This is a genomic window from Corallibacter sp., assembly GCF_048381695.1.
GTDB classification, from domain to species: Bacteria; Bacteroidota; Bacteroidia; order Flavobacteriales; family Flavobacteriaceae; genus Corallibacter; species Corallibacter vietnamensis.
On record NZ_JBLXHI010000002.1, the window covers coordinates 158,573 to 174,446 of the forward strand.

A 15,874-nucleotide genomic window follows, 5' to 3' on the forward strand; every position below is an offset into this window, starting at 1 on the left:
AGAGAATACGAACCAGAAAGAGCAGACGAAGATTTAGCTAAAAAGATCCACGATATGGCATACGATAAAGTATATGCTGTAGCTAAAGCAGGATCTTCTAAACAAGAACGTGGTGCTGCATTTGCCGAAATTAAAGAAGAAATAATCGCAACTTTTTCTGAAGAAGAAGTTGAAGATTATGGAGACTTAATCTCTAAATACTATAGCAAAGCAGAAAAAGCTGCTGTACGTGATTTAACTTTAAACGAAGGATTACGTCTTGATGGTCGTAAAACTACCGAAATTAGACCAATCTGGTGTGAAGTAGATTATTTACCATCTACACACGGATCTTCTATTTTCTCTCGTGGTGAAACACAAGCATTAGCAACCGTAACTTTAGGAACAAGTAGAGAAGCAAACCAAATAGACATGCCATCTTTTGAAGGAGAAGAGCGTTTCTATTTACATTATAATTTCCCTCCATTTTCAACAGGAGAAGCAAGACCAATTAGAGGTACTTCAAGACGTGAAGTTGGACATGGTAATTTAGCGCAACGTGCATTAAAAGGTATGGTACCAGAAGACTGTCCTTATACAGTACGTGTAGTTTCAGAGATTTTAGAATCTAACGGTTCTTCATCTATGGCAACCGTATGTGCTGGTACTATGGCATTAATGGATGCAGGTGTACAAATGAAAAAACCTGTTTCTGGTATTGCAATGGGATTAATTACCGACACGGAATCTGGTAAATACGCTGTATTATCTGATATTTTAGGTGACGAAGATCATTTAGGTGATATGGACTTTAAAGTAACTGGTACTGCAGATGGTATTACAGCTTGTCAAATGGACATAAAAGTTAAAGGATTATCTTACGAGATTTTAGTAAATGCACTAAAACAAGCTCGTGATGGTCGTTTACATATCTTAAGCAAATTAACAGATACTATTTCTGAACCTAACACAGATGTTAAAGGTCACGCGCCAAAAATGGTAACAAGACGTATACCTAATGAGTTTATTGGTGCTTTAATTGGTCCTGGCGGAAAAAACATTCAAGAATTACAAAAAGAAACTGAAACAACTATCGTTATTAACGAAGATCCTGTTACAGAAGAAGGTATTGTTGAAGTTTTAGGTGTAGGATCTGAAGGAATTGATGCTGTTTTAGCGCGTATTGATGCCATGTTATTTAAGCCTCAAGTTGGTAGCGTTTACGAAGTAAAAGTTATTAAAATGTTAGATTTTGGAGCTGTTGTAGAATATATGGAAGCACCAGGAAACGAAGTATTATTACACGTAAGCGAATTAGCTTGGGAACGTACAGAAAATGTATCTGATGTTGTAAACATGGGTGACGTTTTTGATGTAAAATACTTTGGAGTAGATCCAAGAACTAAAAAAGACAAAGTATCTCGTAAAGCACTTTTACCAAAACCAGAAGGTTATAAAGAAAGAGCTCCAAGAGACAACAAAGGTGGAAATCGCGATAATAAAGGACGTGATAACCGTAACCGAGATAATCGTCGTGACAAACCAAGAGAAGATAAATAAAAATCCTTTTTCTCTTACTCAAATAACTAAAAACCTATCCATTTTGGATAGGTTTTTTTTATAAAATACACTGACATTATCTCACTTTCAAGACAAGATGTCACACATAAAAAAAATCTCATATTTAGAGGTTATCAATAAAACCTCCTAAAAATTAAGATACTCATAATCATTTCACCAATCATTATCATATTCGTGATTTTTTAAATCAATTTTAATTTTTGGCACTATCGCACAGTCCTTGAGGCTTAATAATACTGACAACAGAAGTTTAATTAAAATTTAATTATGAAAGTATTAGTAATAGGTGCCGGTAATATGGGCTTAACCTATTCCGAAGGTATGGCAGATTCCGTTCTTTTAGGAAAACAAAAATTAAGAATCTTTGATACCGACCCAAAAAAAATTGAAAGCTTAAGAGCTACACAAAAATTTGATGTCTACACATCTCTAGATGATGCCTTACCAAAATCTGACATTGTCTTTTTAGCTGTAAAACCTTATCACAGCGAAGACCTTTTTAAGGATATGAAACCGCTTATAAATGATGAACAAATTTTTGTATCACTTATGGCAGGTGTCAGTATAGAGACTATACAAAAAGGGCTTGGCATACAAAAAGTAATAAGAACTATGCCTAATCTACCTGCAAAGGTTGGTAAAGGTGTTACGTCATATACAGAAGCAAATGCTGTATCTCGAGTAGAGCTACTTATGGTAAGACAACTTTTAGATACAACAGGTACGTCAATACATGTTACTTCAGAAAAATTTATTGATGCATCAACTGGTATTTCAGGTAGCGGACCTGCTTATGTTTTTTACTTTATGCAATCAATGCTAGAAGCAGCTCAAAAAATGGGATTTTCAGATTACGACTCAAAAATTCTAGTAAGCAATACCTTTGAAGGCGCTATTGAACTATTTAATCAATCAAATATTTCTCCTGAACGCTGGATTGATAAAGTTGCGTCTAAAGGCGGCACAACACAAGCTGCAATTGATAGCATGGAAGACAATAATGTAAAACAACTTATTCAAGACGCTGCTTATGCTGCTTTTGATAGAGCTGTAGAACTTGGTAAAGACAAATAACATGCAAGACACAATAAAAAGAATTGTTGTTAAAGTTGGAACCAACGTTTTAACAAACAAAGACAATAGAATTTTAGGCCCTGTTTTAAGAGAGCTTGTTAGACAAATTTCTGTTTTATACGAGAGAGACATTATGGTAATCCTTGTCTCATCGGGATCTGCAATTGCAGGTAAAGAAATATTAGGAGATACAAAAATCACTGATAAATCTGTGAGACGCCAAGTATATTCATCTGTTGGGCAACCAAGAATGATGCGGCACTATTATAGTTTATTTCATGATTACGGTATGCGTTGCGCACAAGTATTAGCAACAAAACGCGATTTTGATCCTGGAAAGCACAGAGAAAATATGATTAACTGTTATGAAGGGCTTCTTTCTGAAGGCGTTATTCCTATCGCTAATGAAGATGATGCTGTGTCACTAACTATGTCTATGTTTTCTGATAATGATGAATTAGCAAGTTTAGTAGCAGAACTACTTGACGCCGATAGACTCATCATATTATCAGACACTGACGGCTTATTTACAGGACATCCTGATGATGAAAACTCAAAAAAATTAGATGAAGTAAAAGTTGATCAAAATGTAGAAAAATATGTAAAAGCATCTAGCAAAAAAGAAGGCGAAGGCCGTGGAGGCATGGCATCAAAACTACGTATAGCAAAAGGAACCGCTAAAAAAGACATTCCTACTTACATAGCAAATGGAAAACGTGAAAACGTGATTGTAGATATTATTGATGACAAAGAAGTAGGAACAAAATTTATTCACTAAAAAAACAACAATGAAACTTATAAATTCAAATATAAAAAATGATGTTTTACAATCTATGATAACCATTATAGATAGAGAACGTAAAAACATTATTGAAGCAAACAAAAAAGATTTAGCAGCTTTTAATAAAGACGACCAAGCACTATACGACAGATTGGTTGTAAACAACGCAAAAGTAGACGGCATGATTAAAGCCGTAAAAGAAGTTATGAATCAAGAAGACCCTGTTGGCAAAACAATTTCTGATACTACGCTTGAAAGCGGACTTAAAATCACAAACAAAACAGCACCATTTGGAACCATTTTAATAATTTATGAATCAAGACCAGATGTAACCATAGAAGCCGCTGTTTTAGCTTTTAAAGCCAATAACAAAATCTTACTTAAAGGAGGAAAAGAAGCTATAAATAGTAACCTAATATTAGAAAAATGCTGGCATGAAGCACTTACTGAAAACAACTTATCTAAAGACTGGATAAAGCTTCTGCATTTAAAGCGTGAAGAAACACAAGATTTTTTACGCAATCCTTCAGAAAAACTAGATTTAATAGTTCCTCGTGGTGGAGAACGCCTTATCAAATTTGTTAAAGATCATGCCAGTTGCGCTGTACTTGTAAGTGGTCGTGGTAACAACTTTTTATATGTAGATCAGGACGCTAACTGGGAAAAAACTTTAAAAGTTATTATAAATGCTAAAACCGATAAAATTTCTGGTTGCAATGCGCTAGATAAAGTTTTAATAAACAATAACATTCCAAATTACGAAGCAAAACTAAAAGAACTACAGCAAGTTTTACAAAGCGTAAATGTTGATATTTTAGTTGATGATGCTGTTGCCAAAACATTACCAAATGCAGATACAATAAAAAATGAATCTACGTGGTATGAAGAATTTTTAGCCTTAAAAATTGTTTTAGCTGAAACAAATACTATTGACGATGCCATAAATAAAATTAACACGTATTCCGGCGGACATTCATCAGCAATTTTAACTGAAGATAAACAAAAAGCTGAACTATTCATGGAGCAAGTTGATAGCGCTGCAGTTTACCACAATGCCTCTACCAGATTTACTGATGGTGGGCAAATGGGTGTTGGTGCTGAATTAGCTATAAGTACGGATAAGTTACATCATCGTGGTCCTTTGGGATTAAAACAACTTGTTACAAATAAATATTACGTTTTTGGTAACGGCCATATTAGGGAGTAAATAATGCATTAGCGATAGTAGTGACATCCTTTTGTAAAGCAAAAGATATAACGAATAGCGCGACTTTTCATGTTTATTTTAAACATGAAAAGGAATGCCCTGAAAAAAAAATTAAAGTTTTTTGTAACAAAAAGAGAACCTATTACGTATAACCATATAGACAAAGTAATATTCACTTAATTATTTACAGGAGCATTTTTAAATGAGACAACTTAAAATTACGAAGCAGGTTACTAACAGAGAAACAGCTTCGCTAGATAAATATTTACAAGAAATTGGTAAAGTTGACTTAATTACTGCAGACGAAGAAGTAGAATTAGCACAACGCATTAAAGCTGGAGATCAAGTAGCTTTAGAGAAGTTGACAAAAGCTAACTTACGTTTCGTTGTATCGGTAGCAAAGCAATACCAAAACCAAGGATTAACATTACCAGATTTAATTAATGAAGGTAATTTAGGATTAATCAAAGCAGCACAACGTTTTGATGAAACTCGTGGTTTTAAATTTATCTCTTACGCTGTTTGGTGGATTCGTCAATCTATCTTACAAGCGCTAGCAGAGCAATCGCGTATTGTACGTTTACCATTAAACAAAATTGGTTCTATTAATAAAATTAATAAAACTTTCGCATTTTTAGAGCAAGCGCATGAGCGTCCGCCAAGTGCTGAAGAAATTGCAAAAGAATTAGACATGACTATTAACGATGTTAAGGAGTCTATGAAAAATTCTGGACGTCATGTAAGTATGGATGCACCACTTGTTGAAGGTGAAGACTCTAACTTATACGACGTATTAAATAGTGGTGAATCTCCAAATCCTGACAAGGAATTATTACACGAATCATTACGCACAGAAATAGAGCGTGCTTTAGAGACTTTAACTCCTCGTGAAGCTGATGTGATTCGCTTATATTTTGGTTTAGGTAACCAACACCCTATGACTCTAGAAGAAATAGGTGAAACCTTTGATTTAACACGTGAGCGTGTAAGACAAATTAAAGAAAAAGCTATTCGTAGATTAAAGCATACTTCTAGAAGTAAAATACTGAAAACTTATTTAGGATAATATTGTTTGATTATCAAAAGTTGAATTAATTTCTTATATTCGGCTTTGTGTAAATAAAACAATAAAAATTTCCATAAACATATTTTTAGGTTCGTAATGTTTTTACGACTAAATAACCGTAACAACAGTTACAAAACATAACTGTTCGTTTTTTGATTGATGAAAGAACCCTCGGCTGATTACCGAGGGTTCATTTTTTTGCACTATTTTTGCAAAAAACAACAACACACTAATGAGTAAATTAATAGCACCTTCAGTTCTAGCGGCAGATTTTGCCAACCTACAACGCGATATAGAAATGGTTAATAACAGTGATGCCGATTGGTTTCACATTGATATTATGGATGGCGTTTTTGTTCCTAATATTTCTTTTGGAATGCCTGTTCTTGAAGCGATTTCAAAACATGCAAAAAAAACCATTGATGTTCACTTAATGATTGTAGATCCAGACAGATACATTAAAACATTTGCCGGTTTAGGTAGTAACATACTTACTGTGCATTATGAAGCTTGCACACATTTACATAGAACCTTACAAGCTATAAAAGCTGAAGGCATGCAAGCTGGCGTAGCTCTTAATCCGCATACAAACATTAATGTTCTTGAAGATACTATAAACAATATAGACTTGGTATGCTTAATGAGTGTAAACCCAGGATTTGGCGGTCAAAGTTTTATTGAAAACACTTACGAAAAAGTGAAGCAACTAAAAGCCTTGATTGAAAGAAAAGGTGCCTCTACCAAAATAGAAATTGATGGTGGTGTAACTAACAAAAATGCAAAAGCGCTTGTTGATGCTGGCGCTGACGTTTTAGTTGCTGGTAGTTATGTATTTAAAAGTGACAACCAAATAGAAACTATTAAAGATTTACGAGAAATAGCTAATTCGTAAAACTTAATATCCTTTAAAATTAAAATTGAGCATTTGCTTTATACTAAGGTAAATGCTTGGAAACTGACTTTTGAATTCTTGCGGTGTCTCTATAAAATTTTCAATAAGAACCGCAATGAATTCAAATTGATTAGTAAAGGCATAGTCTCTAAAATACTCTGAACTAATCAATCTGTTTTTTAAGGACTTATTGTCTGATAACATCGCTGTAAGCTTACTAAAACCATCTACAAATATAGTAGCACTTACATCTTTATTTTTTAAGCTATTTAAATGAATTGCATGAGCAAACTCATGAATTCCTAAATTTAAATTATCATTGGTTACATCATATCCTTCTAAAAAATGTTCCCAAGAAAAAACAAGCGTCTCTAGTTTAGGATTGTATTCACCTTTATGATGCGATTCATTAGTGTTTGAATAAAATATTGATGGATAAACTATTATATGCTTTACACCTCTTAAAGTATAATCTCTAAACCCTAGTGTTAGCATAATTGATGTTGCAGATATTAAAACAATCATATCATCATTTACAACTAATCCATCACGCCCTACAATATTTTTATGTTTTATAAATTTTGCTAAGCGGTGTTGAAATACACGTTTATTCTTATGAGAAAGTTTACTATAAAAAGGAAATTGCGTCTCTAAAACTTTTAAGTGAGGTTTTGAAAGTTTGCTAAAAGGAGGTATCAAAAACCTATAAAGTGGTCTTTTAGCATACATAACATAAGCCATATCAATCATATTAACAATGGCATAAAAAACTAAAAACACCAAAGCTATTAGCAAAATAGCTAACATTATTAATGTTTCGTTAGGTAAATCTGGGAGTTCTATCATAAATTAAACACATACTAACATCTTGCTAAAACTATTTATAAAAAACATTAAAGCTGCATGATTTTTAATATGCAGCTTTAATATTCATTCGTGACCTCGAAGGGATTCGAACCCCTAACCCTCAGAGCCGAAATCTGATATTCTATCCAGTTGAACTACGAGGCCTCAAATTTCTAATTTATTAGAAATTCACCTTATAGATTTATTAAGATAATTTTGCTTTTACTATTGATGAAATAGTTTTTCCATCTGCTTTTCCAGCAAGCTCTTTACTTACTATTCCCATAACTTTCCCCATATCTTTCATGCCATCTGCTCCAGAATTATCAATGGCTGATACAACTACTTTTTCAATTTCTTCTTCGCTTAAAGCTTCAGGTAAAAACTGACTAATCACTTCTGCTTCATCAAGTTCTGGTTGGGCTAAATCTTCACGACCTTGTTCTAAATATATTGCAGCGCTATCTTTTCTTTGCTTTACTAGTTTTTGAAGCATTTTAAGCTCATTTTCTTCTGTTAAGTCACCTGATGCACCATTTTCTGTTTGCGCTAGTAAAATAGCAGATTTCACAGCTCTTAAAGCTGTTAATGCCGTTTGATTTTTATCTTTCATTGCAGCTTTCATAGCTGTCATAACATCTTGTTGTAAACTCATAACTTGTAATTTATTATGCGAAGATAAAAAAGAAAACCCGAATAAACTGTAATTAGCTATTCGGGATTTCATGAAGCTTAAACACTAAACTTACTTGTAAATTCTAGTCTACATTATCATGTAAAAAAGAGTTGTTATTTCTTAATTGAATATCATCATTATCATCAACACTAATGCTTGTACCAGACATATTTGCTTCTGATGAATGCTGAACTTGATCAAGGTTTACTCCTTGGCGTTTATATGCTGGAACTTTTTCTATGTCATCAATTTTTGAATTGTTGAACTTATAGTTAAAGTCTTTCATTTTACGCCTACGTTCTTCTGCTCGTTCTTTAAGCATGTCAGAAATAGGACTATTCATTGGGTCTATTTCTTCACTGGCTGCATCTTCAACAACTTCAGGAGCAACTACTTTCTTTTCAAAAACAATTTCTTTATCTAGATTCTGCTCTATTTCAATTGTTTTCTCTTGCTTTCTGCTAGCGTTATGAGATTGTGATGTCTCTTCATAATCATCTAAAGCATAACGAATCTCTCCTGATTTGTTAGATTCTGTTACTGGTATAACCTCTACATGATCATTAACAGGAAGCTTTTTTATACTTTCGTCTAAATCATGAATTACAAAGTCTTCTTTTTCTGTTTTTTCCTCTATTGTATCTTCATGGATTGGCATATCAAACGTTAATGTGATTTGCTGTTCTTCCTCTTGAATTTCATTAGTGTTATCAACAGTATTTTCATGTTTTGCAGGTGTTATAACAAAATCATCTTCATTTACATTTAACACTTCATCATAAACAACATTGATATCTTTTATTGTTTCGGTTGTTTTTACAATATCAGATGGTTTTTCTGGTGTCACAACAGTGTCTTTCGGGCTTTGAAGCTCTTCGTAGTCATCAATATCTAATGTATGTTTTACTACTGGAACTTCTTCCTTTTTCTCTAACTCAATGTTTGGTGTTATAATAACTGGATCACTTTCTTTTTTTGTTAGGTCTTGCTCTAATGGCTTGTCATCTTCTAACGCGTGAATCACCTTTTTTATTTCAGTATTAGAAATTTCGTCTTGTTGATCTATGTCAAAACCCGTTGCAATAATTGTAACAGCTATAGATTCTTCTAAAGACTCATCTTCACCAACACCCATAATAATGTTAGCTCCATGACCGGCTTCATCTTGAATATGATCGTTAATTTCTCCTATTTCATCAATAGTAATTTCTTGGGTACCAGAAACGATAAGCAACAATACGTTTTTAGCTCCAGTAATTTTATTATCATTAAGTAATGGTGAATCTAATGCTTTTCTAATAGCTTCATGCGCTCTATTTTGTCCTGCTGCAGTAGAAGATCCCATAATTGCAGTTCCGCTATTACTTAATACAGTTTTAGCATCACGTAAATCGATGTTTTGTGTGTAGTGATGTGTAATAACTTCTGCAATACCACGAGCAGCGGTAGATAACACTTCGTCTGCTTTTGAGAATCCTGCTTTAAAACCAAGGTTTCCATAAACTTCTCGAAGTTTATTATTATTAATCACAACCAAAGAATCTACAACATCACGTAGTTTTTCAATACCTATTTGGGCTTGTTGATTTCGCATTTTTCCTTCAAACTGAAATGGCATTGTTACAATACCTACAGTTAGGATATCTAAATCTTTAGCCATTTTAGCAATTATAGGTGCAGCTCCGGTTCCGGTTCCACCACCCATTCCAGCTGTGATAAACACCATTTTAGTGTTTGTGTCTAACATACGCTGAATGTCCTCTACGCTTTCTACGGCTGATTTTTCTCCAATTTCTGGATTTGCTCCTGCACCCAAACCTTCAGTTAAATTAACACCTAACTGTATTTTATTTGGTACACCACTATTTTGAAGTGCTTGTGCATCTGTATTACAAATGACAAAATCTACACCTTTTATGCCTTGTTGAAACATGTGATTGATAGCGTTGCTACCACCACCGCCAACACCAATAACTTTAATAACATTTGATTGATTTTTTGGCAAATCAAATGAAATATTGGTTTCGAATTCTTCGTTGCTGCTCATAAATTCTAATTTATCGGTTTTTACTTTTTATTCTATTTTGTTTATTCTGCGTTATCAAGAAAATCTTTTACACGCTCTGTAAGTTTATCTAAAAATGATTGTCGTTTAGGTTTTGGTTTAACTATTTCCTCTTCCTGCACGGTTTCATCATTGGTTTCTTCTTCTATTGTAGCTTGTTGCTCTTCTTCTATTATTTCTAGTTTTTTTCGTTCTTGACGTTTTAAACCATCCATAACCAAACCAACTGCTGTAGCATATAGCGGACTTGTTATTTCATCATCACTATCACCTGCTAAATGCTCATTTGGATATCCAATTCTGGTATCCATACCTGTAATATATTCTACAAGTTGTTTTAAATGTTTTAATTGAGCTCCACCTCCAGTAAGTACAATACCAGCTATAAGCTTCTTTTTTTGCTCTTCGTGTCCGTAATTTTTTATTTCAACGTATACTTGTTCAATAATTTCTACAACACGCGCATGAATTATTTTTGACAGATTTTTTAGAGTAATCTCTTTTGGTTCACGCCCTCGCAACCCTGGTATTGATACAATTTCGTTTTCTTTGTTTTCTCCAGGCCAAGCGGAACCGAATTTAATTTTTAATAGTTCTGCTTGTTTTTCTATAATAGAACACCCTTCTTTTATATCTTCTGTTATAACATTTCCTCCAAAAGGAATTACAGCCGTATGGCGAATAATTCCGTCTTTAAAAATTGCTAAATCGGTAGTCCCACCACCAATGTCAACTAATGCAACACCTGCTTCTTTTTCTTCTTGACTTAAAACAGCATTGGCAGATGCTAGCGGCTCTAGTGTGATACCTTCAAGGTTTAAGCCTGCACTTTTCACACAACGACCTATGTTTCTAATAGATGAAACTTGCCCAACTACGACGTGGAAATTAGCTTCTAGCCTTCCGCCGTACATACCTACTGGTTCTTTTATTTCGGCTTGACCATCTATTTTATGTTCTTGAGGTAGTACATGTATAATTTCTTCACCAGGTAACATAACAAGTTTGTGTACTTGATTAATAAGACGTTCTATATCATTCTCATCTATTACTAATTCAGAGTTTGGCCTTGTTATATAATCACTATGTTGTAAACTGCGTATGTGTTGTCCTGCAATTCCTACTGTTACTTCTTCTATTTTAACTTGAGATGCAGCTTCAGCTTCTTGAACTGCTAGTTGTATAGATTGAATGGTTTGGGTTATATTATTTACAACACCACGATGTACACCAAGGCTTTTAGATTTTCCTATTCCTAAAATCTCTACCTTTCCGTACTCATTTTTCCTACCAATCATAGCCACAATTTTTGTGGTACCTATATCTAATCCTATTGCTATATTATTTTCCATAGTTTACGCTTTAGTACAGACAACTTGACTATCAAATTTCAAATTCACATTTGAATAAGCATTAAGCTTTTTATCTTTTAATGCCTTTTTATAGAATGCTTTTAAGTTATTTATTTTTTTATCTAAATTATTTAGATTTCCTAATTGCACTGTAAAACGATATTGTCTTAATTTTAAAAAAATACCTTTTGATTCATCTTGATAAACCTCTATTACATGTGTTTTTAAAAACGCATCATTTTGAATTTTTTGCGCCACTTTAAAAACATCTGATAAATTATTTTTATCAACAGCACCTGTTACAAGCGGAACTCTGGCTGAATAATTTGATGACAATGGCATGTAGCCTCCCTGCTCATCGATATAATATGATGCTTCAGAGTGCACACGTGCTATTGGTTTTTTTTGCTCCACTTCTGCCTTAAGCATCCCGTTTACAGATACATAGACATCAGCAGACTTTATCATTGGATTAGAATTTAGGGCAGCTTCTAAATCATTCAAATCTAAGGTTTCTTTAGATGTGTTTTTAGCCTCTTGTTGATTTTGTATTAACAATTTACTAACAGCCTCTTGCGTTATAAATAGATTGTTATCTCCTTTAAATTCTACATTAGGATTAGAAATTTTTCTTACATTATTCCTACCTGATGCAAATGCAAAAAGAAACACTACTAGTACTAGTAGTAAAAACATTTTTATGTAATTCCAATTAACTTGCAACTTGTAAAGCTTGTTTTATATGTTTTACTTCCTCTCCTATATCTCCAGCACCTATTGTTAAAACAACTTGTGCTTTGCTTTTCTTTATTTCATTAATAAGCTCTTTTTTAGAGATTATTTTTTTTGTTTCATTATTAATTTTACCCAATAACCATTGCGAGGTCACGCCATCAATTGCAGGTTCTCTCGCCGGATATATATCTAACAACATTAACTCATCAAACTGCGATAAACTAGCTGCAAACTCATCTACAAAATCTCTTGTTCTACTAAACAAATGAGGCTGAAATATAGCTAGCACCTTTTTACCTGGATACATTTCGCGAACAGCCTGATAAACAGCATTTATCTCTTCCGGATGATGTGCATAATCATCTATATAAACCAAATCATCAGTTTTAATATGATATGAAAATCGCCTCTTTACCCCTTTGTAAGACGCTAATGCCTTGGCAAGCTGTGAGTGAGGGCAGCCATATTCAGCAGCCATTGCCAAGGCTATTAACGCGTTTGACAAATTATGTCTACCTGGTAGGTTAAATTGAATATCTTTTATTATTGTTTTTGGTGTTTTAACATCAAAAACATAGGCTCCATTTTCAATTTTAATATTTTGCACGCTATAATCTGCGTCGTCCTCAATGCCGTAAGTAACACCTTGTAATGGCAACCCATTTTTAACGAATAATTTTCCGTTAGGCTTTATTTTTCCAGCAAAATCTTGAAATGATTTTTTTAATTCTGAAGCGTCACCATAAATATCTAAATGATCAGCATCCATAGAAGTTATACAAGCAATATCCGGAGACAATGTTAAGAATGAACGATCAAATTCATCAGCCTCAACTACTGAAACATCGGTTCCTTTCAAAATTAAATTAGAATTGTAATTCTCACTTATTCCTCCTAAAAATGCCGTAACAGGCACATCACAACAATTCATTAAATGCCCTAGAATACTTGTTGTAGTTGTTTTACCATGCGTACCCGCAACAGCTAAACAAAAGGTGTTTTCAGTTATTAGACCTAATACTTTAGATCGCTTCATAACTTGATACCCATTATCTAAAAAGAAATTCAACTCTTTATGGGTATTTGGCACCGCTGGTGTAAACACCACTAACGTATTATCTACCTGTAATTGCTGCGTATCTATATTACTTATCGAATCATTAAAATGAACAGAAACACCCATATCAACAAGTGCATTTGTTATCTCTGTTTGCGTTTTATCATAACCAGACACACGCTTATTATTAGCATGGAAATATCGCGCCAATGCACTCATACCAACACCGCCAATTCCAATAAAATATACGTTATGTATGTTATTTAAATTCATTTACTTTTTTAATAATTTTTCAACTTCATCAACAATTTCTTTTGTAGCGTTGACCAATGCTAAACTTTTAATATTTTTTGATAGTTCAGCTTGTTTCTCTGGCGAAGCCATTAATTGAGAAAATTTATTTTGAAAATCAACCTCTAAATCAGCTTCTTTTATCATTATTCCTGCTTGTTTTTCAACAACAGAAAGCGCATTTTTTGTTTGATGATCCTCTGCCACATTTGGCGAAGGAATAAAAATCACTGGCTTTCCTACAATACATAATTCTGAAACAGAAATAGCTCCTGCTCTAGAAATAATAACATCTGCAGCTGCATAAGCATAATCCATATTATTTATAAAAGCATGCACCTGAACATCTTTTGTATTGTTATAAATTTTGTACTTATCATAATACAGTTTTCCGCATTGCCAAATAACCTGCATATTATGAGTTTGTATAAAATCGAGCTCCTTTTTTATTAGCTTATTTATTTGTCTCGCTCCTAAACTACCTCCTAAAACAAGCAACGTTTTCTTGTCACTTTTTAAAGAAAAAGCTTTAATAGCTTCTTCTCTTTTTGTATCTACATCTAGTAAATCCTGCCTTACAGGGTTTCCTGTTTTTACAATCTTGTTTTCAGGAAAAAAGCGCTCAAGCCCATCATAAGCAACACATATTTTATTAGCCTTTTTAGAAAGCAACTTGTTTGTAATTCCTGGATAAGAATTCTGCTCCTGAATTAAACTAGGAATTTTTTTTGTAGTTGCAATTTGCAATAATGGTCCGCTAGCAAATCCGCCAGTACCTATTGCTATATCAGGCTTAAAATAGTTTACAATTTTTCTCGCTCTCAATAAACTACTTACTAGCTTAAATGGGAAACTTAAATTTTTCAGTGTTAACTCACGCTGAATACCAGAAATCCAAAGCCCTTCTATTTGATAACCTGCCTGTGGAACTTTCTCCATCTCCATTTTATCCTTGGCTCCAACAAATAAAAACTTGGCATCAGGGAATCGCGACTTTAACTCATTAGCAATCGCAATAGCCGGATAGATATGACCACCTGTTCCACCTCCTGATAATATGATTTTATATGCGCTCATTATATTGTTTCAGACAATACTTCTAACGGATTGTCTTCTTGTGTTTTTTGTTCTTTAATTTCTTCTCGTTTGGCACTAACGCTCAATATTATGCCTATTGACAAACACGTCATCCAAATAGATGTCCCTCCACTACTTATTAACGGCAAGGTTTGCCCTGTTACAGGAAACAACTCTACCGCAACAGCCATATTTATCAATGCCTGAAATACAATAGGCAAACCAACTCCCAATACTAACAATTTACCAAAAATGGTATCAGCTTTTTGAGACACTATAACAATTCTAAACAGTAGCCAGAGATAAAAAAGCATTAATATAAAGCCTCCTATTAATCCGTATTCTTCTACTATAATCGCAAAAATGAAATCAGAAGAAGATTGTGGCAAATAGTTTTTCTGAAGACTTTTTCCTGGTCCTAAACCTCGTATTTGTCCAGATGCAATAGCTATTTTAGCTTTTTCTATTTGATAGTCTTCTTCAGTATCTTGACCATTAGAAAAGTTTTCAATTCTACTCATCCAAGTATCAACCCTGTTTGGCATAGCATCCGGAAAAGCCTTTGCTACCAACATAAACATTGTTAAACCTAAAACGCCTGCTCCTATAATTACTGCTAAATATCGTATTGGATATCCTCCTAAAAAAACTAACATCAACACCATTAAAAAGATAATTGCAGCTGTAGAAAAGTTTGCGGGCAATATCATAATTAACACCAAAAACACAGGCAACCAAAGCGGCAAAATAGACTCTTTAAAAGTTATTTTTTCATCTTTAATTTTAGACATATATCTTGCCACATAAACCATTAGCACCACAGATGCCAACGTTGATGTTTGAAAAGACATATTTACAATAGGAATTTGAATCCATCTACTAGCATTAGCGCCTTCTATTGTTGTTCCTTGCAACATGGTTAACACCAACAAAACCAAAACCACAGGAATCATAACCATAGACAGCCCTCTAAAATATCTGTAAGGTATTTTATGAACACCAAACATAATAGCAAACCCTAAAAACAAATGCATAAAATGTTTTGCAAAAAAACTAAAGGTACTAGTATTACCTCCTACATACGCCAAATTACTAGCCGCACTATAAACAGGAAGAAATGAGAATATTGCCAACAACGCAGCAATAGCCCATATTAATCGATCACCCTTTATGTTTTTAAAAACAGATTGCATGA

Annotated in this window: 14 protein-coding genes and 1 tRNA gene; 6 read left to right on the forward strand and 9 right to left on the reverse strand. The window is 33.6% G+C overall.

The genetic code is table 11. The annotated features are described in order from the left end of the window. The 6 genes from ACN5J3_RS04545 to rpe all read left to right on the forward strand — a co-directional run. On the forward strand, positions 1-1,539 hold a 1,539-nt coding region (locus ACN5J3_RS04545), incomplete at its 5' end, for a polyribonucleotide nucleotidyltransferase (RefSeq protein WP_418510923.1). A 288-nt stretch (positions 1,540-1,827) separates the two neighbouring features. Further along, positions 1,828-2,634 carry a pyrroline-5-carboxylate reductase gene (proC, locus tag ACN5J3_RS04550; protein WP_418510924.1) on the forward strand — a complete coding sequence of 269 codons (807 nt, stop codon included), beginning with the start codon at positions 1,828-1,830 and terminating at the stop codon, positions 2,632-2,634. A 1-nt stretch (position 2,635) separates the two neighbouring features. Next, on the forward strand, positions 2,636-3,412 hold the full coding sequence (gene proB, locus ACN5J3_RS04555) for a glutamate 5-kinase (protein ID WP_417290313.1): 777 nt from the start codon (positions 2,636-2,638) through the stop codon (positions 3,410-3,412). A 10-nt stretch (positions 3,413-3,422) separates the two neighbouring features. Continuing rightward, entirely contained in the window at positions 3,423-4,622 is a 1,200-nt protein-coding gene (locus ACN5J3_RS04560) for a glutamate-5-semialdehyde dehydrogenase (RefSeq protein ID WP_418510925.1), read from the forward strand. 202 nt (positions 4,623-4,824) lie between these two features. Beyond that, positions 4,825-5,688, forward strand: coding sequence for a sigma-70 family RNA polymerase sigma factor (locus tag ACN5J3_RS04565; protein ID WP_053971370.1), 864 nt, complete (start codon positions 4,825-4,827; stop codon positions 5,686-5,688). Positions 5,689-5,920: 232 nt separating this feature from the next. Continuing rightward, complete coding sequence (gene rpe / locus ACN5J3_RS04570) at positions 5,921-6,580, forward strand: ribulose-phosphate 3-epimerase (protein WP_418510926.1); 660 nt, start codon at positions 5,921-5,923, stop codon at positions 6,578-6,580. Positions 6,581-6,583: 3 nt separating this feature from the next. Here the strand turns inward: rpe and ACN5J3_RS04575 are convergent, their stop codons facing one another. From ACN5J3_RS04575 to ACN5J3_RS04615, 9 genes are all read right to left on the reverse strand, one after another. Continuing rightward, positions 6,584-7,426 (reverse strand): zinc-dependent peptidase, encoded by an 843-nt coding sequence (locus ACN5J3_RS04575; RefSeq protein ID WP_418510927.1) that lies wholly within the window; start codon positions 7,424-7,426, stop codon positions 6,584-6,586. 91 nt (positions 7,427-7,517) lie between these two features. Continuing rightward, a tRNA-Arg gene (locus ACN5J3_RS04580) sits at positions 7,518-7,591 on the reverse strand. A gap of 40 nt (positions 7,592-7,631) precedes the next feature. Then, positions 7,632-8,081: a GatB/YqeY domain-containing protein gene (locus tag ACN5J3_RS04585; RefSeq protein ID WP_418510928.1), complete on the reverse strand. Its 450-nt coding sequence runs from the start codon at positions 8,079-8,081 to the stop codon at positions 7,632-7,634. A 103-nt stretch (positions 8,082-8,184) separates the two neighbouring features. Continuing rightward, a complete protein-coding gene (ftsZ, locus tag ACN5J3_RS04590; RefSeq protein WP_418510929.1) occupies positions 8,185-10,149 on the reverse strand; it encodes a cell division protein FtsZ in 1,965 nt (654 codons plus the stop codon). Between the two features lie 41 nt (positions 10,150-10,190). After that, positions 10,191-11,519, reverse strand: a complete 1,329-nt coding sequence (ftsA, locus tag ACN5J3_RS04595; RefSeq protein WP_418510930.1) for a cell division protein FtsA — start codon at positions 11,517-11,519, stop codon at positions 10,191-10,193. 3 nt (positions 11,520-11,522) lie between these two features. Further along, positions 11,523-12,215 (reverse strand): cell division protein FtsQ/DivIB, encoded by a 693-nt coding sequence (locus ACN5J3_RS04600; protein ID WP_418510931.1) that lies wholly within the window; start codon positions 12,213-12,215, stop codon positions 11,523-11,525. 16 nt (positions 12,216-12,231) lie between these two features. After that, on the reverse strand, positions 12,232-13,584 hold the full coding sequence (gene murC / locus ACN5J3_RS04605; protein WP_418510932.1) for a UDP-N-acetylmuramate--L-alanine ligase: 1,353 nt from the start codon (positions 13,582-13,584) through the stop codon (positions 12,232-12,234). Continuing rightward, positions 13,585-14,679, reverse strand: a complete 1,095-nt coding sequence (murG, locus tag ACN5J3_RS04610; protein WP_418510933.1) for an undecaprenyldiphospho-muramoylpentapeptide beta-N-acetylglucosaminyltransferase — start codon at positions 14,677-14,679, stop codon at positions 13,585-13,587. Further along, complete coding sequence (locus tag ACN5J3_RS04615; RefSeq protein ID WP_418510934.1) at positions 14,679-15,872, reverse strand: FtsW/RodA/SpoVE family cell cycle protein; 1,194 nt, start codon at positions 15,870-15,872, stop codon at positions 14,679-14,681. The genes murG and ACN5J3_RS04615 overlap by 1 nt, the downstream gene beginning before the upstream one ends. Positions 15,873-15,874 lie beyond the last annotated feature (2 nt).